The organism is Verrucosispora sp. FIM060022, from assembly GCF_003977705.1.
Classification (GTDB): domain Bacteria; phylum Actinomycetota; class Actinomycetes; order Mycobacteriales; family Micromonosporaceae; genus Micromonospora; species Micromonospora gifhornensis.
Genome location: NZ_RQIV01000019.1, coordinates 24,659 through 45,672, shown reverse-complemented (window position 1 = coordinate 45,672; position 21,014 = coordinate 24,659). Strand labels below are relative to the sequence as shown.

At 71.3% G+C, this 21,014-nt stretch carries 21 protein-coding genes and 2 tRNA genes; 5 read left to right on the top strand and 18 right to left on the bottom strand.

Annotated features, from left to right (window positions below; all coding sequences use genetic code 11):
* Positions 1 to 50 precede the first annotated feature (50 nt).
* Positions 51 to 124: transfer RNA gene (locus EG812_RS28340), tRNA-Pro, on the bottom strand.
* Between the two features lie 266 nt (positions 125 to 390).
* On the opposite strand from EG812_RS28340, the gene EG812_RS28335 reads away from it, so the two are divergent.
* Positions 391 to 464 (top strand) — tRNA-Gly (locus tag EG812_RS28335).
* A 217-nt stretch (positions 465 to 681) separates the two neighbouring features.
* On the opposite strand, the gene EG812_RS29175 is transcribed toward EG812_RS28335, so the two are convergent.
* The 4 genes from EG812_RS29175 to EG812_RS28325 form a co-directional block, all read right to left on the bottom strand.
* On the bottom strand, positions 682 to 834 hold the full coding sequence (locus EG812_RS29175; RefSeq protein WP_157626876.1) for a hypothetical protein: 153 nt from the start codon (positions 832 to 834) through the stop codon (positions 682 to 684).
* A 138-nt stretch (positions 835 to 972) separates the two neighbouring features.
* Positions 973 to 1,587 (bottom strand): hypothetical protein, encoded by a 615-nt coding sequence (locus EG812_RS28330; RefSeq protein ID WP_126713398.1) that lies wholly within the window; start codon positions 1,585 to 1,587, stop codon positions 973 to 975.
* Between the two features lie 95 nt (positions 1,588 to 1,682).
* A complete protein-coding gene (locus EG812_RS30005) occupies positions 1,683 to 1,817 on the bottom strand; it encodes a hypothetical protein (RefSeq protein WP_269764262.1) in 135 nt (44 codons plus the stop codon).
* Between the two features lie 61 nt (positions 1,818 to 1,878).
* On the bottom strand, positions 1,879 to 2,565 hold the full coding sequence (locus EG812_RS28325) for an MOSC domain-containing protein (protein WP_126713397.1): 687 nt from the start codon (positions 2,563 to 2,565) through the stop codon (positions 1,879 to 1,881).
* A gap of 248 nt (positions 2,566 to 2,813) precedes the next feature.
* On the opposite strand from EG812_RS28325, the gene EG812_RS28320 reads away from it, so the two are divergent.
* Positions 2,814 to 4,028, top strand: coding sequence for a S8 family peptidase (locus EG812_RS28320; protein WP_126713396.1), 1,215 nt, complete (start codon positions 2,814 to 2,816; stop codon positions 4,026 to 4,028).
* Positions 4,029 to 4,036: 8 nt separating this feature from the next.
* On the opposite strand, the gene EG812_RS28315 is transcribed toward EG812_RS28320, so the two are convergent.
* From EG812_RS28315 to EG812_RS28290, 6 genes are all read right to left on the bottom strand, one after another.
* The gene (locus EG812_RS28315; protein WP_013735449.1) at positions 4,037 to 5,854 is read right to left on the bottom strand and encodes an ABC transporter ATP-binding protein; all 1,818 of its coding nucleotides are present in this window, start codon (positions 5,852 to 5,854) and stop codon (positions 4,037 to 4,039) included.
* Positions 5,851 to 6,873: a TlpA family protein disulfide reductase gene (locus EG812_RS28310; protein WP_126713395.1), complete on the bottom strand. Its 1,023-nt coding sequence runs from the start codon at positions 6,871 to 6,873 to the stop codon at positions 5,851 to 5,853. Before EG812_RS28310 ends, EG812_RS28315 begins: the two co-directional genes overlap by 4 nt.
* A 1-nt stretch (position 6,874) precedes the next feature.
* The gene (locus EG812_RS28305) at positions 6,875 to 7,891 is read right to left on the bottom strand and encodes an MvdC/MvdD family ATP grasp protein (protein ID WP_013735451.1); all 1,017 of its coding nucleotides are present in this window, start codon (positions 7,889 to 7,891) and stop codon (positions 6,875 to 6,877) included.
* A 9-nt stretch (positions 7,892 to 7,900) separates the two neighbouring features.
* Positions 7,901 to 8,191 (bottom strand): hypothetical protein, encoded by a 291-nt coding sequence (locus tag EG812_RS28300; RefSeq protein ID WP_013735452.1) that lies wholly within the window; start codon positions 8,189 to 8,191, stop codon positions 7,901 to 7,903.
* Positions 8,188 to 8,550: a hypothetical protein gene (locus tag EG812_RS28295; protein ID WP_126713394.1), complete on the bottom strand. Its 363-nt coding sequence runs from the start codon at positions 8,548 to 8,550 to the stop codon at positions 8,188 to 8,190. The genes EG812_RS28300 and EG812_RS28295 overlap by 4 nt, the downstream gene beginning before the upstream one ends.
* Before the next feature lie 365 nt (positions 8,551 to 8,915).
* Entirely contained in the window at positions 8,916 to 9,455 is a 540-nt protein-coding gene (locus EG812_RS28290) for a hypothetical protein (protein WP_013735455.1), read from the bottom strand.
* Between the two features lie 114 nt (positions 9,456 to 9,569).
* Between EG812_RS28290 and EG812_RS28285 the strand changes: the two genes are divergently transcribed.
* Positions 9,570 to 10,802 (top strand): GNAT family N-acetyltransferase, encoded by a 1,233-nt coding sequence (locus EG812_RS28285; protein WP_126713393.1) that lies wholly within the window; start codon positions 9,570 to 9,572, stop codon positions 10,800 to 10,802.
* Between the two features lie 256 nt (positions 10,803 to 11,058).
* On the top strand, positions 11,059 to 11,382 hold the full coding sequence (locus EG812_RS28280; RefSeq protein ID WP_043721728.1) for a hypothetical protein: 324 nt from the start codon (positions 11,059 to 11,061) through the stop codon (positions 11,380 to 11,382).
* 231 nt (positions 11,383 to 11,613) lie between these two features.
* Here the strand turns inward: EG812_RS28280 and EG812_RS28275 are convergent, their stop codons facing one another.
* From EG812_RS28275 to EG812_RS28265, 3 genes are all read right to left on the bottom strand, one after another.
* Complete coding sequence (locus tag EG812_RS28275; RefSeq protein WP_013735458.1) at positions 11,614 to 12,081, bottom strand: ribose-5-phosphate isomerase; 468 nt, start codon at positions 12,079 to 12,081, stop codon at positions 11,614 to 11,616.
* 160 nt (positions 12,082 to 12,241) lie between these two features.
* On the bottom strand, positions 12,242 to 13,447 hold the full coding sequence (locus EG812_RS28270) for a DUF1015 family protein (RefSeq protein WP_126713392.1): 1,206 nt from the start codon (positions 13,445 to 13,447) through the stop codon (positions 12,242 to 12,244).
* Positions 13,448 to 14,225: 778 nt separating this feature from the next.
* On the bottom strand, positions 14,226 to 14,849 hold the full coding sequence (locus EG812_RS28265; protein ID WP_126713403.1) for a mycothiol-dependent nitroreductase Rv2466c family protein: 624 nt from the start codon (positions 14,847 to 14,849) through the stop codon (positions 14,226 to 14,228).
* A gap of 216 nt (positions 14,850 to 15,065) precedes the next feature.
* Here EG812_RS28265 and pepN point away from each other — a divergent pair, with 216 nt between their 5' ends.
* A complete protein-coding gene (gene pepN / locus EG812_RS28260) occupies positions 15,066 to 17,615 on the top strand; it encodes an aminopeptidase N (RefSeq protein ID WP_043725528.1) in 2,550 nt (849 codons plus the stop codon).
* A 63-nt stretch (positions 17,616 to 17,678) separates the two neighbouring features.
* On the opposite strand, the gene EG812_RS28255 is transcribed toward pepN, so the two are convergent.
* The 4 genes from EG812_RS28255 to EG812_RS28240 all read right to left on the bottom strand — a co-directional run bounded on the left by EG812_RS28255 (position 17,679) and on the right by EG812_RS28240 (position 21,012).
* Entirely contained in the window at positions 17,679 to 18,092 is a 414-nt protein-coding gene (locus EG812_RS28255) for a DUF5130 family protein (protein ID WP_013735462.1), read from the bottom strand.
* A complete protein-coding gene (ctaJ, locus tag EG812_RS28250; protein WP_436278357.1) occupies positions 18,079 to 18,390 on the bottom strand; it encodes an aa3-type cytochrome oxidase subunit CtaJ in 312 nt (103 codons plus the stop codon). Before ctaJ ends, EG812_RS28255 begins: the two co-directional genes overlap by 14 nt.
* A 46-nt stretch (positions 18,391 to 18,436) precedes the next feature.
* On the bottom strand, positions 18,437 to 19,900 hold the full coding sequence (locus EG812_RS28245) for an amidase (RefSeq protein ID WP_126713391.1): 1,464 nt from the start codon (positions 19,898 to 19,900) through the stop codon (positions 18,437 to 18,439).
* 110 nt (positions 19,901 to 20,010) lie between these two features.
* On the bottom strand, positions 20,011 to 21,012 hold the full coding sequence (locus EG812_RS28240) for an amidohydrolase family protein (protein ID WP_199743978.1): 1,002 nt from the start codon (positions 21,010 to 21,012) through the stop codon (positions 20,011 to 20,013).
* Positions 21,013 to 21,014 lie beyond the last annotated feature (2 nt).

Below are 21,014 nucleotides of genomic sequence, written 5' to 3'. Positions count from 1 at the left end.
CATCCCGCTCGCCCACCGTCCCGGGTGCACCGGCCCCACGCTGGAGGCAGTCGGGGTGGCGGGATTTGAACCCACGGCCCCTCGCTCCCAAAGCGAGTGCGCTACCAAGCTGCGCCACACCCCGTGGCGACGAGCAGTCTATGCCTTCCATACGACAACCGGATGCCGGGGCGTCCCCCAACGCGCCGAACATGCAGCTTCCCCAGCCGGGCCGCGCCGCAGTCGCAGCGATGTCGCAGCATCCGCCCGCTGGGGTGGCTGCGGTTTCGCGGATGTTGCGGCATCGGTGGAGGACGGATACCCCCAGATCCCCGAAACGGCGGGATACGGCCGCGCGCTCGCCGCGGGCATTGGGTAGGCTGTCGGGCGCATCCGGTTTTCCGGGCGTACGCGGGCGTAGCTCAATGGCAGAGCTTCAGTCTTCCAAACTGACGGTGCGGGTTCGATTCCCGTCGCCCGCTCCACCGCACTCCGGCCTGGGCCAGAGGCTTCATCCCCTGATCCTGGGCCGGCCGCACGCTCCCCTGACGCTGATCTTGCGGGTCGACCGCGGGCCACTACTCGCCGGGCAGGTGCCGATTCGGGTAGGTGTCCGGATGGATCCAGGCGCCGCGCACGCGCGGTGCAGGCCCGCCCACTCGGCTGCCAGCGGCCCGCGGCCGGCAGTGCGGGCGCTACGGCTTACCCGCGTTGCTCTGATGCTCGACGGCGATCCGCATCCTCAATGGCGTGGCGCACAGCCATCCGGATCACGATGTACAGGACAACCTGCCCCACCAGCCACATGACCAGCGCGAAGAACATCTGCGAAAGCGGGATCCCATCGAGCAGCATGGGCGGCACGATAGTTCGGAGCGGCCTTCCCTGCTGTCCTCCTGCTGCCGCTGTCCGGTGCTCACGTGCACCCCTTGAGCCGCCGAGGCTGTCAATGCCGGGCCAGGGACAACCGCCGCTGTGCCGACCGGTCGCTACCTAGCCCTGGAGGCGCTGCGCCCAGTACACCTGGCCGTCCTCACCCATGTAGACCAGGGCCAGCAGCAGGTCGGACATCGCCACCGGCGCGGTTGCCCTGGGAAGCTCCGGATCCGGCTCCTCGACGTACGGAAAGAGCGCGACGAAGGTGAGCGGTGCAGCCTTCTCGTCTGCCACATGGAGTCTGTTGCCGTTGCTCCGATACTCGTCCCCGAAGGTGGCATCACCCGCGCCGCGGAGCCAGGAGTAGCGCTCGGCAATCCGGTTCTCGATGCCCGCGCTCCCGATACCGACGGCGGACTGTGGCGCGGCCACGCCGAAAACCTCCGGCTTGTGGTTGGTCCGCTTGTCGATGAGGAAAACCGCGAAGTAGCCGCCGTCCAGAGGCTTGGGCGGGGTCTGCCAGGAGACCCGGCCGAGCACCAGTTGGTCGCGTCCGTAGGTGACCGGGGCATGCGCCGCCTCGCCGAGCGCAGCCTCAGCCTCGTCGTAGCTCACGAAACGGAGCGATGACGTGACGGCCAGCGCTTCCGGACCGTACGGCGGATGGTTGTGCCACCACCGCCAGCCGACCACGGAGACTGCTGCCAGGATGACGGCCGAGATGGTTGCCATCAGCCGGGTCCTCCGCGACGTCATGCTCCACAGTGAAGCACGCAAGCACCAGATCCCGGAGTGGCCGAACCGACAGTCGGAGGCTCGGCCCTGACTTACCGGGGCCGCTTGTCCTCGATGTGCACGACGTCGAGCTCATGGCCGTCCCGGTCCCGCTTGTGGCGTCCGTACAGACCGACGGCCAGGTCGCTGCCGTCCGAGATCTCGTCGGGTCCCACGTAGGTCAGCACGTCGTCGTGGTGGCCGTAGACCACCCATCCGGGACCGGGATCGAGGGTGACGGTGGGGGGATCATTCCGGAGTCGATGGATCGGCGCTACCCGCGACGGGGGCCCGGGGTGTGCGCCGGCGGACCGTGTCCCGGGCCTCCTCGGGCAGGGCGTCGGCGGCCAGCAGTTGCGGCAGCAGGTCCGGTTCGAGGGTCAGGGCACGGAAGGCGAGTTCGACGGTCACCTGGTGCTCGGGCCGGTGCACGATCTCGATCGGGTCGCCGCCGCGAAGCTCGCCCGGTTCGATCACCCGCAGGTACGCCCCGGGCACGGCGGCCTGGGTGAACCGCTTGATCCAGCCCTGCTGTTGCAGCCAGTGCTGGAACGTCGAGCAGGGGATCCGTGGGGACGACACCTCCAGTACGACGTCCGGACCGATCCGCCAGCGTTCCCCGATCAGGGCGGCGTTGACGTCGAGGCCGGCGGTGGTCAGGTTCTCCCCGAATCCGCCGTTGTCGAGCGGGACGTCCAACTCGGCCGCCCAGCGGTCCAGGTCCTCCCGGGCGTAGGCGTACACGGCCTGGTCGGTGCCGCCGTGGTGCTTGACGTCGTAGACGCGGTCGCCCGCCAGACCGACCTCGCCGGTGCCCTTGGGGCCGGGCGCTGCGACGGCGACCGGGCCCTCGATCGGCCGCTTGTCGATGCCGGTCAGCCCACCCTTGGCCGGGTTGGGTCGGGGCCGGCCCACGTTGACGGAAAGCACTCGCATCCGCTGACAGTACGACGGGTCAGCCGCGCGCGACGATTCGTTTCCACCTCGGTGAGGCCGGTGGGCATGTCGTGTCGACGCTGACCGCCGAGCGTCCGGTCCGCTGGCCTATCACCATGGCACGGCGCCAGGACAGCCACTCGGAGCCAAGTATATTCATCATGGTGAATCTGTCGGTACCATCCGGGCATCCATCGAGGTCCTGCCGAGGGCTACCGCCCAATCAGGGCCGCCAGGAGGAGGAACCGATGCCACTGCCCCGTCTGTACCGGCGAGGGCCGGCCGCCACCCGCGGGCCGCTCGCCGCACTGCTCACCGCCGCCGTCCTGGTCGCCCTGACCGGCGGCCCGGCCGCCGCCGCGCCGGCCACCGGCGAGATCCGGTATGCCGACGCACCGACCGCGCTCGCCGGCAGCTACGTCGTGGTGCTCCGCGACGACGCCACCGGCAGCCGGGCCACGGCCGACCGGCTCGCCACCCGGTACGGCGGCCACGTCGACCAGGTGTTCACCGACGCGCTGCGCGGATTCGAGGTACGCCTGACCGAGCGCGCCGCCCGACGGATGGCCGCCGACCCGGCGGTCGCCTACGTCGAGCAGAACCGGACCGTGACGCTGACGGTGCCCGGGGTGCAGTTCAACCCGCCGTCGTGGGGGCTGGACCGGATCGACCAGCGCCACCTGCCCCTCGACGGCCGGTACGCGTACCCGAACACCGCGCCGAACGTCAATGCGTACGTGATCGACACGGGTGTGCGGGGCAGCCACGGTGACTTCGGCGGCCGGGTCGGCACCGGTGTGGACCTGGTCGACGCCCTGCCGGCGGCCGACTGCAACGGGCACGGCACCCACCTGGCCGGCACCGTCGGCGGTGCCCTGCACGGGGTGGCCAAGCGGGTACGGCTGCACCCGGTACGGGTGCTCAACTGCGCCGGCAGCGGCAGCGTCGCCCAGGTGATCGCCGGAGTGGACTGGGTGCGGGCCAACGCGGTCCGCCCGGCGGTGGCGCTGATGGCCCTCGGCGGCACCGCGAGCGCCGCACTGGACGCGGCGGTGACCAACTCGATCAACGCGGGCGTCAGCTACGTGGTGGTCGCCGGCAGCTCGAACGGCGACGCCTGCAGCGGCTCCCCCGCCCGGGTTCCGGCCGCGCTCACCGTCGCCGGCACCACGCAGACCGACGCCCGGATGCCCTCCGGGAACTACGGATCCTGCCTGGACCTGTACGCGCCGGGTGCGAACATCACCTCGACCTGGCACACCACCGACACGGCGACAACGACCCTGAGCGGCGGCTCGATGGCCGCCGCGCACGTCGCCGGCTGTGTCGCGCTCGCCCTGCAGACCAACCCCAGCTGGACCCCGGCCCAGGTCGCCGCGTACCTGATCGGTCGGGCCACCGTCGGGGTGGTCTCCGGAGTGCCCAGCACCACCGCCAACCGTCTGCTCTACTGCGGCCCCTGACCGCCGGGTCAGGTCGCGGGTTGCGGATCCTGGTAGCCGGCGGCCTGACGGCGGAACAGTCGGGCGTACGTACCGTCCAGGTCGATCAGCTCCTGGTGGCGGCCGCGTTCGGTGATCGTGCCGTCGGAGAGGACGACGATCAGGTCGGCGTCGCGGACGGTGTTCATCCGGTGTGAGATCAGCAGGCTGGTCCGGCCGGCGCGGTGTGCGGCGAGGCGTCGGCTGATCTCGTATTCGGCCTCGGCGTCGAGGCCGGCGCTGGGTTCGTCGAGCACGAGCAGGTCGGCGTCCTCGCGCATCAGTGCCCGGGCCAGCGCGACCCGCTGCCACTGCCCGCCGGAGAGCACCACTCCGGTGGTGGGGTCGTCGCGGTCCTCGGCGTTCATGTAGACCCGGGTGAGCAGGGTGTCGTAGCCGCGGGGCAGCGTCGACAGGATGTCGTCGACGCCGGCCAGTTGGGCCGCCGCCCGGATCCGGGCCGGCTCGTCGAGGGCGGCCACCTCGCCGAGGCCGATGTTGTCGGCGGCACTGAGGTCGTACGCCATGAAGTCCTGGAACAGCACGCCGATCCGCGCCCGCAGCTCGGCCGGGGGCAGGTCACGCAGGTCGACGCCGTCCCAGCGGATGCTGCCGCGGGTCGGGTCGTAGAACCGGCACAGCAGTTTGACCAGGGAACTCTTGCCGGCGCCGTTGCGCCCGACCAGGGCGACCGACGAGCCGGCGGGGATGCGCAGGCTCACCCCGCGCAGCACCCACGGCAGGTCGTCGCCGTAGCGGAACCACACGTCGTCGAGCTCGATGCCGTGCCGCAGCGGTGGCACCGCCGGTAGCGCGGTGGCGCGGGCGGGCAGGTCGGGTGGGGCCTCCACGACGAAGCGGTAGTGCCCGAACAGCAGCATCGCCTCGTGCAGTCGGCCGGCGTTGACGAAGGCGGTGCTCAGCCCGCCCTGCACGCCGGCGACGGCGGCCACGAAGACGGACACGTCGCCGATGGTGAGCGCGCCGGACCGGGCGGCGGCGACCGCCCAGATCAGACCGAGCCCGGCCACCACCGCGCCGAGCAGACCCTGCACGGACTGCACGAGCAGCTCGCGCCGGTCCATCCGGCGTTGGCCGGCCTGGATGCCGCGCAGTTCGGTGAGCATCCGGGCGCCGAACAGCCCGCCCAGGCCGTACAGGCGGACCTCCTTCGCGGCGGTGACGCTTGTCATCAGCTGGGCGTAGAAGAACTCCCGCCGGGCGGCGTGCCCGTACTCCCAGAGCAGCGCGGCGCGCTGCCGGCCGAGCCGCAGCTCCGCCCGCAGGGTGGGTACGGCGGCCACCGCCACCACCAGCACCATCCACGGGTTGATCGCGGCCAGGGTGGTGAGGAAGGCGAGCATGGTGATGAGCCCCTGAGCGGCGCCGAGGAAGCCGCTGACCACCTCCGGCGGCCCGGCGGGGCCGGTCTCCGCGGCGATGCTGAGCCGGTCGTGGAAGGCCGGATCCTCGAACCGGCGCAGCCCGAGCATCCGGCCGACGGCAGCGAACAACCGATGCCGCGCGGCCAGCCCGACCGATCGTTGCAGCTCGGCGTCGACGTAGCGGCCCAGTTCGGGCAGGAGCACGGCGGCGGCGCCCGCGCCGGCCAGCAGCAGCACCGGCCCGGTGAGCCGGTCGTCGCCGGCGGCCAGCCGGTCCAGTACGACCTTCATCAGCCAGGCGACGGCGATGGGCACCATGCCCCCGACGACGGTGAGCAGCACCCGGGCGATGAGCCAGCGGCGGGACGCGGCCCACGCCATCCGGGTCGCCTCGATCAGCGACCCGCCTGCTTGTCTGATCACGGGGCGTTGGTGGCGGGCACCCGGTCGAGCACGAAGTGGCTGGCGACCACGGTGTCGCCGGATAGCAGACCGAAAGCGGGGTAGCCGTCCACTCCGAAGGCGCGGGCCACGGGACCGCGTTCGGGCTCGTTGACCACCCGGGCCACCGGCGTGAGCCGTTCGCAGAGTTGGGTGGCGGCTTCGCCGGCGCCCAGCACGACGGCCAGCGCCTGTTCCCGCCCGCCGGGGATCGCCTCGGCCCGGGCGACGAATCCGGGCAGGCTCTCCGCACACGCCGGGCAGCTCGGCGAGAGGAACGCCACAAGGGTTTCGCCCCGCAGCCCGGCCCGGGACACCGGCGTGCCGTCGACCGTGGTGGCGGTGAAGTCGCCGATCGTGGCACCGGCGGTCAGCATGATCGGCTCGGGGTTCTCCACCCCCTCGATGCTGACCTTCAGCAGGGTGGACTGCCGCCGCAACTGCGCGAGCACGACCAGCAGGACTGTGGTGTTGACCAGACACAGCACCGTGACCACCAGCAGCAGGACGGTCGTGAGGGCCATGTCACCTCCGGTCGGGTCAGCGGTGAGGGTGGGCGGCGACGGTGGCCGGACGCCGCCGAAGGCCAGCGCCGCCCCGCCGAGGGCGACCGCCGTCAGCAGCAGGTTACGGATGACGTGGGCGGGGCCGGGTGGGCGTTCGGTGACGCCGAAGCAGCGGCAGGGCTCGCGGACGCCCCGGCGGACCATCCCGGCCACGGCCACCGTGAAGGCGGCGAACAGGCCGGTGGCCAGCGCGAAGGCCGTAGGCGCGAGGGCCGGGACGGCGACGGCGGCGAGCAGCGTCGCGGCGGTCAGCGCCTCGGCCGCCAGCACCCCCACGGCGAGCGCGCCCGCCCGTGCCGCCGGCACCCCGACGGTACGGGGCAGCGAGGCGCGGAAGGTCGCGAAGGCGGCCCGGTTGCGCACCTTGCCGGCCAGCGCCCAGCCGAGCGTGCCGCCCAGGGCCAACTGGGCGGCAAGCAGCAGCGCCCCGGTCATCTCAGTAGCCGACCTGGGTGACCTCGCCCCGCCGGAAGGGGCCGCCGGCCAGCAGCAGGTCGGCGATGGTCTCGTCCATCGGCAGACCCAGATCGTGCTGCAGCCACATGAACTGCCCGCCCGGGTTCACCTCCAGGAAGACGTACTCCCCGTCGGGGGTGACGATGAAATCGATGGCCGCGTAGACGAGGCCGAGGTGGTCGAGCAGGCGTTGGGTCTTCGCCACCACCTCGTCGGGCAGCGGCTTGTACGGCCCGTACGGCAGGTGGTTCTCGCCACGCCAGTCCACCGAGGTGGTGGGCAACGCCTGCGAGTCGATGACCACCGGGAACCAGGTGTTCCCGACGACGGTCAGCCGGACCTCGTACGCCTTCTCGATGTACTCCTGGAACATGCAGATCGTGTGCTGGACCCGGTCGGCGTTGGTCAGCACCTCATCGCCCACGACTGTGGTGTAGAGGCCGCTCGGGAAGGCGCCCGGGTAGTGGATGACCCCACCGGTGAGTGCCTTGTAGACGACGGGCTTGTCGGCGGCGCTGACCAGGGCGCGTACCTCGTCGGGGTCGTTGGTGAGCAGGGTGCGGGGCACCCGCATGCCGACCTGCTTGGCCAACTGGAGTTGGTAGGGCTTGAGTTCGGCGACGGCGTCGACGTCGGGGCGGTTGACCCAGAGGCAGTCGGTGCTGCGCAGGATGCCGCCGATGCCGTGCAGCGCCTCGTTGCGGGCGAACTGCTGCTCGGCCTCGCTCATCTGTTCGTGGAAGCGGAAGGCTGTGGGGCGGCGGTACCACACCCCGGAGAGCCGATCGAGATCGACCTCCCGCCCGCGGTGCAGCAGCCGCCGCCGCTCGCCATCGAAATCCGAGGTGGTGAACGTCAGCGTCTGCGGGAAGTAGCTCAGGTCGACGCGGACGATGTCGGCGCCCCGCGCGGTGAGGGTCCGCACGACGGGGTCGACCGTGGGATCGAAGTCCTGGGTGAAGATCAGGATCCCGCGATCAGATGGCGAGGTGGTCATGCGTCGTCCTTACGCGCAGGCGTCGTCGGTCACGCAGTCTCCGCAGTTGGAGCCGGAGGTGCGGGTCTTGGTGTAGACACCGGCGGTGATGGCGCCGTCCGGGGTGACCCAGACCTGCTGGTCGGCGTCGTAGTAGCCGAGCTCGGTCTCGGTCTCCGCCGGAGTGCCCGGCTCCCAGTTGGCGAAGAGGTAGCCGAAGGGCTGGCGGTCGTGGTCGGCGGGCAGCGGCTGGCTGAAGTCGTGCCCACTGGTCATCGACAGCGAGGTGCGCAGGGGGTTGCGCGTCAGGGTGGCCGTCACGTCTGGTCTCCTTCTTTTCCGACTCTTTCGGCTGGCGGGTTGTCAGCCGACGACAGCGGCTCGGTAAGGCCGATAATCCCGGGCACCTCAGCGGAAAATGACCAGGTCTGGTCACCCGCGTCGTAGTGCCCGGCGTCAAGGATGAGATCGGATTCCAATTCGTCGTGGTCGGCGCGGTCGTAGAGGTATCCCAGTGGTGCAAGGTGGTGCCCGCGACGACGTTCACGCAGCTCGACATCGACGGCCCGCACGACGAGACGGGTGCCATCGAGCTCGGGACGGTCCAGCCGGAGGACGGTGACCGGGATGCTCGCGCCCCCCGGAAATCCGTCGCCCGTGACCTGTGCCCCGTTACTCACAGAGCCCATCCTATAGACGCATTCACGTTTAGGAAGACCTGCGTACATGGAAATTTCACGAGCCGGGGGAGCTTGCGGTTGCAATATTCCGTCCGCCAGCAGGCCCTTTTCCCCTTACCGGAAAATATGTCCGCGCACCCGAAATGCGGTGACGGTCATAAATTTGCCACCAATTCGGACAGGTGCCATCATGTCCGTAGTGTGGCGGGTCGCGCACGTACCGTACCCGACCCGGGGGATGAACCGGCTCCGTCCGGGTATGCAGCGGCCGTCCTGGTGGAGTGACGACCTTCCGGTCGCGATGCCCGCGACCGGTTCCGTCGGGCGGGTCGGCATGACGCGCCGACCCGCCCGACGACGCGACCTCAGGTGGTCAGCCAGTTCCAGGCGTCCATGACCCACTGGGTCTGTTGCAGGTAGGCGATGCCCAGTCCGGTCAGGAAGAGCGCGGTGACCAGGTGCGCGCCACGGGCGCTGCGCCGTACCCGACCCAACTGCCGTTCCAGCACCAACCGGCCCAGCAGCCGGGTCAGCGCGAAGAGCCCCGCCGCCACCAGCAGGCTCAGCACGAAGATCAGGAACGGTCCGGCGAGATCACCCCCGCCGGAGATCGCCCAGATTCCCCAGCACACGAAGGCGAACAGCGCGCCTGCGGCGCTCCACTCGCCACCCTTGCGCAACTGCGCCATGTGCCAACTCAACGGCCGGCGCGGCGCGGGCTCGCCCGGCCAGCCGGTGCCGGTCGGCACCTGGTCCACCGCCGTGAACGGCTCGGTACGCGCCGCGTTGGCCCCCACCGAGGCCACGCCACGCCGGTACGGATCACGCTGCGGCGGAATGCCGCCACCGGGCTGCGGCGGCACCTCCACGGTCCGCTCCGCCCACGGCTGCGTCTGGTCGGCCATGTCGTTCCCTCCCCCTCGGCTGGCGGTGAACTTGATCACCGCCGGGCCCTGCTTCGAGGGTAGCCAGCCGACAAATAGGTCGCCGCACCCGCACCGATCCGATACACACGACCAGTGACCAGCACTTCCCTGCCGATCAGCAGCGCCCGCGCCGAAGACTTCGACGAGATGGGCCGTTTCCTCAACTTCCTGTTCCACCACGGCCTCGAACCCGAAGCCCACGAGACCGAGCGTGTGATTTTCGAACCGCAACGCGCCCTGCTGGTACGCGACGGTCCCGAGGTGGTCGGCACCACGGCCGCGTTCACCCGCGCACTGGGGGTGCCCGGCGGTGAGGTGGCGGCCGCACACGTCAGCATGGTCGGGGTGGCGCCCACCCATCGGCGGCGAGGTCTGCTCACCGCGCTGATGCGCCGACAACTACGCGAGGTCCACGCGGCCCGCCGGGAACCGGTCACGGTGCTCTGGGCCAGCGAGGGGCGGATCTACCCCCGCTTCGGCTACGGGCTGGCGGCGCAGCGCCTGCAGCTGACCGGCGACACCAACGAGCTGCGGCTACCGCCGCCGACCGCCGACGAGGGCCGGCTACGCCTGGACCGTCCGGCCGATCGCCTGGCCGACCTCTCCCGGGTGTACGACACCGTACGCGCGGGCCGGCCGGGCTGGTCCGCCCGCGACGACCGGTGGTGGCGCTACGTCCTGCTCGATCCGGAGGCCCACCGGGGCGGTGCCACCGAACGACGGGTGGTGCTGCACGAAGGAGCTGACGGCGTCGACGGGTACGGCCTGTTCCGCACCAAGTCCGACTGGGACGGCACCGGCCCGAAGTGCCAGACCAGCGTCGACGAGGTGGTGGCGACAAGTGTCGCCGGATACCGGGCGATCTGGCGGATGCTGCTCTCGATCGACCTGACCCGCCAGGTGAGCTTCCTCCGGGCCGCCGTGGACGAGCCCCTGCTGCGGCTGGTCGACGAACCACGCCGGCTCAACCCGCGCCTGGTCGACGCCCTGTGGGTACGCGTGGTGGACGTACCGGCCGCGATGGCCGCCCGCCGCTACGCCACCGACGTCGACGTGGTCATCGAGGTGACCGACGACCTGCTGCCGGAGAACACCGGTCGGTGGCGGCTACAGGGTGGCCCGAAGACGGCCAGTTGCGTACCGGCGAATGGTCCGGCCGACCTGGCCTGCGACATCAGCTGCCTGGGCGAACTCTTCCTCGGGGGTAGCACCCTGACCGCGCTGGCCGACGCCGGCCGGGTACGCGAACTGCGGCCCGGTGCGCTGGCCGCTGCCGACCCCGCGTTCATCTGGCACCGCGCTCCCTCGGCCCTGGAAGTCTTCTGACCCCCTGTCCCCCGAGGTCCGCCGCCCCTTCTCACGAGGTCTTGCTGATCCTGATCAGCAAGACCCCGATCACACCGACCGCCGGTCGGGAGCAGGACCAGTTCCTGACCGGCGGCACAGTGCCGCGTCCGACCCCACGTCGCACCGCTGACAGCGACGATTGCCGTGCCCGTGTGTGCTTTCAGTGTCAAATATCGGGGGTGCGGAAGGCCCCGAGACCGTGATCGACAACCGTCAGCCCAGGTAGGGTCGGGGGGTGGCGGACGAGGCACGACGGCGACGACGACACCGGCACCAGGGCGGAGCACAGGGGACCGCTGATTCCAGCGCCGCAGCGACCACAGCGGGGGTGCACGACAGCGCGGAGCCGCCTCGCGGACGACGCGCCGGCGGGGGCGAGGAGAACGAGCGCGGGCTACGCGGCCTGGTCGGCTCGGGCTCGTCGCAGGTGAGCGTGACAGCGGCCATGCGGGCCCGAGACGCCGCCCGCCCCACCGACGAGGACCTCGCCGCAGCCGAAGCCGAGATCGTCATCGTGCGCCGGAACTGGACCCCCCGCGACGAACTCCCCCGCCGCTGACCCCGGCCGACGGCCTGACCGACCGGCCCCGCCTGTCCAGGCACCGGGCACCGGGCACCGGGCACCGGGCACCGGGCACCGGGCACCGGGCGGTTCTAGATCGTGCTCGATTCGGGATCGAGTGGTGTCCCGACGACGGGGAGACCACTCGATCCCAGATCGAGGCGCGATGCCGGCGCGCCCCCGAGCGGATCCCGACGGATGGGGTTGCCCAGGGCGGGTGCGGAGGGGTCAGGGCAGGTCGGGCAGTTTGCGGGTCTGCTCGTAGTCGGCGACCTGGGTGATGCGGCGGGCGTGCCGCTCGCTGCCGGAGAAGGCGGTGGTCAGGAACGCCTCGACGATGGCGGTCGCCTCGTCCAGGGTGTGCTGGCGAGCACCGACCGCGACCACGTTGGCGTCGTTGTGCTGCCGGCCGAGTTGGGCCGTCTCGACGCTCCAGGCCAGCGCCGCACGGACCCCGGCGACCTTGTTGGCGGCGATCTGCTCGCCGTTGCCGGAGCCACCGATGACCACACCCAGGCTGCCCGGGTCGGCCACCACGCGGGTGCCGGCGTGCAGGCAGAAGGCCGGGTAGTCGTCGTCCGGGTCGAAGACGTGCGGGCCGACGTCGACCACCTCGTACCCCTGCTTGGCGAGGTGGTTGGCCAGGTGCACCTTCAACTCGAAACCGGCGTGATCGGATCCCAGGTAGACGCGCATACCGGGCAGTCTGTCAGGCCCGCCGGACCGGGCACCGCCGGGGCGGGGCCGGGCGCGACGGACGCCACCTTTCGCAGGGTCGGCAGCATCACGTCACACCCGGCCCACCCGGCATCCGTACCGAGCGGGATCGGCGTCCCGACCGGGGTGGCTCGGGGTCCTACGCGGGGTCCGGCAACTCGGCGACCACCAGTCCGCCGCGTGCCTTCGGGGTGAACCAGGTGCTCTTGCGCGGCATCTTCTCCCGGGCCAGGTTCACCGCGACGAAGTCGTCCACGGTCACCGGCGCGATGAGGATGGCCAGCTCGGCCCGGCCGGCCTCGACCTCACCGGTCAGCCAGCTCGCCGGGTAGTCGCCACCGACGTAGGTGATCCGCTTGTCGCCCGGGTCCAGTCCGAGGGCCTCACGCAGCAGCAGCCGCTCGACCAGGGCGTGGTCGAGGTTCTCCAACCGGCCCGCGCCGGTGTGCGGCAGCGTCACGTCGTACGCCTGGCCGGGAAGCTGGAGCACGACGCTGCCGCCGGTCGCCGGGACCTGCACCGGGCCGTCGACGGCGGTGATCTGCGCGCCGGCGGCGCGCAGCCGGTCGAGCAGTTCGTCCGGCGTGGTCGGCAGCTCGCTGACCAGGCGGTTGTACGGCTGGATGGCCACCGAGGCGGGCGTGGTGACCACCGCGAGGAAGCGGCGGAACCCGCCGGTCTGGGCGGCGAGGCTGCGGTGGTTGCCGTCGGCGACGACCAGTTCGCCACCGGAGGCGAGCGCGGTCAGCTCGTCCTGCTCCGGGCCCGGCCCGAGCAGCCAGATGGCGTGCGTACGCCCGGCCTGGTCGGTGTCGGTGGCGGCGGGGGCGCCGGCCGCGTCGGTGGCCGTGGCGAGCGCGGCGTGCAGTTCGTCACCGCGCCCGGTCTGCAGCAGCAGTACGGGCGAGAGCAGGTGACCCAGCGCCTCGGCCAGGGCGACCCGCTCGCGCACCTTGGCGATGAAGACGTCCTCGTTGCGGATGACCAGGCCCGGCTCGTCGGCCCGGGTGGAGATCTGATCGGTGTCGACCATGGCGAAGATGCCGTACGCCGGCTCCTCGCCGGGTGCGGTGATCCGGTACAGCACCACCACCTGCTCGGCGGGGGTGTAGCTGCCGTCGGCCTTCGCCTCGGCGAGCCGGGTCGCGGCGTCCGGCAGGGCGTCGCCGAAGGTCTTGCCGAGGCTCTCCGGAGCCCGGTGCGGCATCTCGATGCCGAGGGCGCTGTGCGGATTCGCCTCGATGATCGCGGTGATCTCCGCGTCGTCGGCGAACTCGTCATAGTTCTGCGCTCCGGTGCCGCCAGTGGTGATCCAAGCCCGCGTGATCGGGTGCACGACCGTCATGACCCATGACGCTACCGTCGCCACTTCCCGCTCCGTCGCCGGACCCACACCCCGCCCACCAGGTGAAAGGAAGGGCCCCGGCTTAACGCCTCAGGTAGAGCAGGGGTCCCTTGTTAACACTCCGACTCGCCCGCGCGACGATGCCGGCCGACGGGGGCCGGCAGCACCGCCGGCCGCCGCACCGGCCGCGGGCCCTGGTTGCGGATCTCCCGACCGGGCGGCGTCAATCGTGAGGTGGCTGGAACGCGGGCAACGCCCACCACCGGGGTACGACCCAGCACTCCCGCGGCGTTCAGCGGGTGCTCCTGCTGCGGCACCGGCCAGCCGTCGGGACGGTGTGGAGGTGGACTCGGCCACATCTCGCCGCGCTCCTGCCGCAGCTTCGACCAGCCCTCCGCACGGTCCTGCCGAGGTGCCGACCGGTCCTCAGCGCACTCCTGCCGGGGCGCCGGCCAGCTCTCGACGACATCCTGCCGGGGCATCGGCCAGCGCAGGTTCGCCGTGGGAGAGGGCGCGGCGCTGCCAATCCCCTCCCTACGGCTCCGACGGTCATCGACCGGGGCACGGTGTTTGGCCATCTGACGCCTCCACGAGCGGCGGCCGACGGGCACAGGTACGGCCCGCCAGCACTCTGCGGACACCCGGTCAAACGAGTCCGCGAAGGCAGCGGTGACGCCGCACCCGGCACGCGAGGCGGCTTCGGAGGCGACGTAGGTGTGGTGTTAACAAGGGGCCCGGGCTATGCACGAGGCGTTAATAAGGTGCCCTTCCTTACACCTCAGTCGAAGGTGGGTTCGAGGTCGCGGCTGCGCTTGAGTTCGAAGAAGCCGGGCGTGCCGGAGACCAGCAGCACACCGTCCCAGAGCCGGCCGGCGGCCTCGCCCTTCGGCGCCGGGGTGACCACCGGGCCGAAGAAGGCGACCTGTCGTCCGTTCGGGCCGGGTGCGTGGATGACCGGGGTGCCCACCTCGGTGCCGACCGGCCGCATGCCCTGCTCGTGGCTCTCCCGCAGGGCCGTGTCGAGCCGGCTGTCCTCGGCGGCGGCGGCGAGTTGCGGGTCCAGGCCGGCGTCGGTGAGGGCGGCGGCGAACAACTCCGGACCGACGCGCTCCTTGCCCAGATGGATGCGGGTGCCCAGGGCGGTGTAGAGGGCACCGAGCACCGCCGGCCCGTACCGCTGCTGGGCGGCGATGCAGACCCGCACCGGCCCCCACCCGGTACGCATCGCCTCCTGGTACTGCTCGGGCAGTTCGCGGCCCTCGTTGAGCACCGACAGGCTCATCACGTGGAAGCGGACCTCGATGTCGCGGACCTGCTCCACCTCCAGCAGCCAGCGGGAAGTGATCCACGCCCAGGGGCAGATCGGATCGAACCACATGTCGACGCTGCTGCGCTCGTTCATGGTGAGGTCCCTTCGCATCGATGGCACCGTGCCTGCGGTGCACTTCCGATCCTTACTCCCTGCCCGCCCTGTCGGGCCGGAAACGGCTGCGTGACCTCGCCCACCACCGGGTGCCCGCGCATGGAAGACTCGGCATCGGACGGGCCGTCACGGGCGGTCCACGACGATGTGGCCGTGGCGTACGGCGAGAACGGGATGGAGACGAACGTGCCGGGAGTGCGCAACCTGACGCAGGTCGAGGCGACCGAGCGGGCTCGCCTGCTCGACGTGACGGGGTACGACATCAATCTGGACCTGTCCAGCGCCGTCCACGCGGCGGGGGGTCGTACCTTCCGGTCGATCACAGAGGTGCACTTCCGCTGCACCGAACCGGGTGCCAGCACCTTCATCGAGGTGGCGGCGGACTCGGTGCGTTCGGCGACGCTGAACGGCACGTCGATCGACCTGGCCGGCTTCTCCGCCGAGAAGGGACTGACGCTTACCGGGCTGGCCGGCGAGAACGTCCTGGTCGTCGACGCGGACTTCGCGTACTCGAACTCGGGGCAGGGGCTGCACCGCAGCGTCGACCCGGTGGACGGGGAGACCTATCTCTACAGCCAGTTCGAGACGGCCGACGCCCAGCGGGTCTTCGCCTGCTTCGACCAGCCGGATCTCAAGAGCGTCTACACCTGGCACGCCACCGTCCCGGAGCACTGGAAGGTGATCTCCAACGCACCGGTGGAGCGCGTCGAACCGGCCGGCGACGACCTCAAGACCGTCCACTTCGCCACCTCGGCGCGGATGAGCACCTACATCACCGCGCTGTGCGCCGGGCCGTACCACGAGGTGCGGGACAGCCACGACGGCATCGACCTGGGCCTGTTCTGCCGGACCTCGATGGCACAGTACCTGGACAGCGACGACCTGTTCCTGATCACCAAGCAGGGCTTCGACTTCTTCCACGAGCAGTTCGGCGTGCGCTACCCGCTGCCGAAGTACGACCAGTTGTGGGTACCGGACTTCAACGCCGGCGCGATGGAGAACTTCGGCTGTGTCACGCACGCCGAGTCGCACTACCTGTTCCGCTCGCAGGTCACCGACTTCGAGTACGAGCAGCGGGCCAACACGATCCTGCATGAGATGGCCCACATGTGGTTCGGTGACCTGGTCACCATGCGCTGGTGGAACGACCTGTGGCTCAACGAGTCCTTCGCCGAGTGGGCCAGCCACTGGTGCAACACGCACGCCACCCGGTTCACCGAGGCGTGGACGACGTTCCTGTCGATCCGGAAGAACTGGGGCTACCGGCAGGACCAGCTCTCCTCCACCCACCCGGTCTACTGTGAGATGCCCGACCTGGAGGCGGTCGAGGTCAACTTCGACGGCATCACGTACGCCAAGGGCGCCAGCGTGCTCAAGCAGCTGGTCGCGTACGTGGGCCTGGAGTCCTTCCTGGCCGGTCTGCGGGCCTACTTCGCCAAGTACGCCTGGGGTAACGCCACCTTCGACGACCTGCTCTCCGAACTGGAGGCCGCCTCCGGTCGCAAACTGCGCACCTTCGCCAGCCAGTGGCTGGAGACGGCGCAGGTGAACACGCTGCGGCCCGAGTTGACCATCGGCCCGGACGGCACGTACCAGCAGGTGGTGGTGCGGCAGGAGGCGTCGGAGGGGTACCCGACCCTGCGTACCCACCGCATCGGCGTCGGGCTCTACGACCTGACCGAGGGCCGGTTGGTCCGCCGGGAGCGTCTGGAGGTCGACATCGACGGTGAGCTGACTGAGCTGCCTCAGCTCGTCGGCGTGCCCGCGGCCGACGTGCTGCTGCTCAACGACGACGACCTCACCTACACCAAGCTGCGGTTGGACGAGCGGTCGATGGCCACTGTGGTGCAGCACATCGCCGGTTTCGACTCGTCGCTGGCGCGGGCGCTGTGCTGGACGGCGGCGTGGGACATGACCCGCGACGCCGAACTGGCCACCCGCGACTACATCGCGCTGGTGCTGGCCGGGCTGCCCGCCGAGACGGACATCAACCTGGTCACCGCCACTTTGCGCCAGGCGAGCAGCGCCCTGACCTTCTACGCCGACCCGGCCTGGGCGCCCACCGGCTGGGCCGACCTGGCCCGTACCGCGCGGACCGCCCTCGCCTCGGCCGAGCCGGGCAGCGGGTTCCAGCTTGCCTGGGCCCGGGCGTACGTCTCGGCGGCCCGCGACCCGGAGGACCTGGCCGTGCTGCGCGGCTGGCTGGACGGCACGCAGGTGACGCAAGGGCTGACCATCGACACCGAGCTGCGGTGGAGCGTGCTGCAGGCGTTGGTGGCCAACGGGGTGGCCGGTGCGCCGGAGATCGACGCCGAGCTGGCCCGGGACCGGACCTCCAGCGGTGAGCGGGAGGCCGCGTACGCGCACGCGCTGGTGCCGACCGCGGAGAACAAGGCTGCCGTCTGGGCGCAGCTGACCGGTGCCGAGGCGCTGCCGAACTGGCGCAACCGGGCGCTGTTGCAGGGCTTCAGCCACCCGGCGCAGGTCGAGCTGATCACGCCGTACCGGCCGCGGTACTTCGAGGTCGTGGGGCAGGTGTGGGCCAGCCGGGACAGCGAGCCGGCGCAGGAGTTCGCGATGCTGGCCTACCCGGCGTACCTGGTCGAGGAGGACACCGTCGAGGCGACCGACGCCTGGCTGGCGCAGCAGGGCAGCCCGGCGCCGCTGCGCCGGCTGGTGGCCGAGGGCCGCGATGGGGTGGTCCGGGCCGTGGCGGCGCGGGCCCGGGACGCGCGCAGCGCCTGAGACAGACCTGAGCCCGGCCTCCGCGTACGTCGCGGGGGCCGGGCTCAGTGGTGTCGGAAGCGGTCAGCCCTTGCCGGCGTAGCGGGAGAGCTGGTCGAGGCCCTGGATGATGCCGCCGGCCAGGTCGCCACCGCCGAACGAAGCCACCATCGACAGCGCAGCGATCTTGGCGTACGTGTCGGGGACCCGCTTGCGGGCGTACCGGCCGGTGACGATCTCCAGCTGCCGCTGGTTGGGCGAGACGGCGATCAGCACGGAGCGGTCCGGGTTGGCCAGCTGCCGGTGCAGCCGCTCGGCGTGCTCCCGGATCGGCTCGTCGAGACCGCCGACGAAGACCGAGAAGACCAGTCCGGTCGTCCGGTCGGCCAGCCGCAGCGCCTCGTCGATGCGCAGCAGCTGACGGGTCGAGAACGGCCCGTCGAGCACGTCGGGCCGGGGCTCCGTCCCGGTCTCGGGCTGCATCTCACCAACGGTCACTTGCGCCTCCGGTTCCACCGGCCGGCGTCTCGACGCCGGCCTGCTCCTGCTTGCGGCTGGTCAACGCCGGTGCCTGTGCACCGGCGGCCAGCACCGCGCCGGCCGAGTCGGCCAGCTCGCCCGGCTGACTGAGGAACCAGACCGGCGTGAAGTTGAACGGACGGCCCGGCCGGTAGCGCTTCGCGCCGCCACCGCCGTCGCGGCTGCTGCCCGCGTACACGAGGCCGGCGATCACCAGCACGACGGCTGCCGGGATGCCGACGAAGACCAGCAACGTGTCGGTTACAGACAATCCCAACGCCCCCAGGCGGAAAGAGAGACCTTCGACCGGATCGGGTGACGGATCACCGCGGTGACCTCCCGACTCCGCTGCCACTCACGTTAGCGGAGTCGACGCCCCGCCAGAGCACGGGGTGGCGATCCCAACCGCCACAGGAGCCCTCAAGCTGCGCAGCTGTGGCGATCAGTGTCGCGTCGGCACCGTACCGTCCGGTGAGGAGCACCCCCACCGGCAACCCTTCGGCGGTCGTTCCGACCGGCAACGAGACGGACGGATCACCCGTGACGTTGAACACCGCACAGTACGGCGAGAAGCGGCGTTGCCGGTCGAAGTCCTCTTCCGGGGTACGCCCCTGCGTGAACCAGCCGACCGGAGCCTGCGGCGCGGACAACGTCGGGCAGAGCAGCAGGTCACAGCCGGCGGTGCGGCGGACACCGGCGCGTACCTGCACCTGAAGTTCGCCCAGGGTGGTGGTCAGGGTGCCGGCGGAGACGTCGGCACCTCGGGACCGCATGAAGCGGGTCAACGGCAGCAGCAGGTGCTCCCCTTCGGGCGGCACCGGGGTGAGCGCGAGGACGTACCAGAGGGTCTCGAACAGCGGCCAGACCTGCGGCCCGAGCGGCGGTGGCACCTCGACCACCTCGTGGCCGGCGGCGGTGAGCAGCGCGGTCGCCCGGTCCACCGCGGCGACGCAGTCCGGGTGCACGGGCTCGTCGACGAGCATCGCGGCGGTGAACCGGCCGACCCGCAGCCGACCCGGCGCGGCGGCCCGGGCCGCACCCAGGTAGCCCTCGGCCGGCGGGGCCGGCGGCAGGTACGGCTCGCCCGGCACCGCGACGGCCATCACGTCGAGCAACGCGGCCACGTCGGCGACTGTCCGCCCGATCGGGCCGTTGCTCGGCAGGCCGTAGGCGCCGAAGCCGAGCGGACCGCTGGAGACCAGGCCACGGCTGGGTTTGTAGCCGATCAGGCCACACAGGGAGGCCGGGATGCGCAGCGAGCCGCCACCGTCGGAACCCTGCGCCACCGGCACCAGGCCCGCGGCCACCGCCGCCGCCGCACCCCCGCTGGACCCACCCGCGGTGTACGACAGGTCCCACGGGTTACGGGCCGGCGGAGCCACCAACCCCTCCGAGTAGAGCGAGCAGCCCAGCTCGGAGGTGGTGGTCTTGCCGAGGCTGACCAGTCCGGCCGCCTTGATGAACCGCACCACGTCAGCGTCGACCGGCGGGACGAAGTCGGCGAAGGCGGCCGAGCCGAAGGTGGTGCGTACCCCGGCGGTCAACGTCAGGTCCTTGATCGCGGTCGGTACGCCGTGCAACGGCCCGCGTTCACCGGGCGGTGTCGCGTCGGCGGCGCGGGCGGCCTCGCGGGCCCGGCCGGCGGTGACCGTGACGAACGCGCCGACGGTGTCGCCGAGCGCGTCGACGCGGCGCAGGTGGTGCTCGACCACCTCCAGGCTGGACAACTCACCACGGGCGATCGCCTCGGCCTGCTCCAACGCGGTCAGGTCGTGCGGCTCGGCCATACCGCCATCCTGCCCTGCCCGTCAGCACGATGCGGTTGCCACGCGCTGATCAAGATGACCGATTTCAGCCACTTCGCACCGCACGCGAGGGACCAGGCGGGCGGGCCCGGTCAGCCGTACAGGAAGCGTCGGGCGTTGCCGCCCAGCAACCGTGCGCGCTGGTCCTCGGTGAGGAAGTCGGCGTCGTGGATCACCTGTCCGACCGGGCGTTCCCCCAGCGGGTACGGGTAGTCGCTGCCGAGCAGCACCTGGTCGACGCCCATGGTGTCCACCAGCAGGCGCAGCGCCGGTGGCGCGAAGACCACCGAGTCGACGAAGAACCGGTCGACGTACGAGCTGGGCGGGGCGGCGGAGGCACCGCGTACCAGGTCGCCACGGCGGTGCCAGGCGTTGTCGGCCCGCCCCAGCCAGAACGGGAAGCTGCCGCCGCCGTGCGCGAAGCAGATCCGCAGGCTGGGCGGCACCTTGTCGAAGACCCCGCCGAGGATCATCGACAGCACCGACAGGTGGGTCTCGGCCGGCATCCCGGTGAGCCAGCGGGCCATCCAGCGGTCGAGGCGGGGGCCGCCCGGCATGTCCCAGGGGTGGACGAAGACCGGGGCGCCGACCTCGGCGCAGTGGGTCAGGAACGTCACGATCCCGGCGTCGTCCAGGTCCCGGTCGCCGACGTGGTTACCGATCTCCACGCCGACGTGGCCGGCCGCCAGGCAGCGGTCCACCTCGGCGCAGGCCGCGTCCGGGTCCTGCAACGGCACCTGGCAGAAGGGCAGCAGGCGGTCGCCACCGGCCGCGGTGACCTCCAGGGTCAGGTCGTTGAAGATGCGGGCCACCTTCACCGCCTGATCGGCCGGGCGCTCGTAGCTGAAGAAGACCGGGGTGGGCGAGACGACCTGCACGTCGACCCCGTCTTCGGTCATGTCGGCCAGCCGGGTCGGCGCGTCCCAGCACTGTGCACCGATCGGGCGGAACTCGGTCTCCCCGACCATGATCATGGCGGCGCGTTCCGAGTCGATCCGCAGCCAGGGCCAGCCGGACCCGCCGCAGGCCGCGGCGAGGTCCGGCCACCCCTTCGGTACGACGTGCGAGTGCACGTCCACCACCGGGTGGGTCAGCG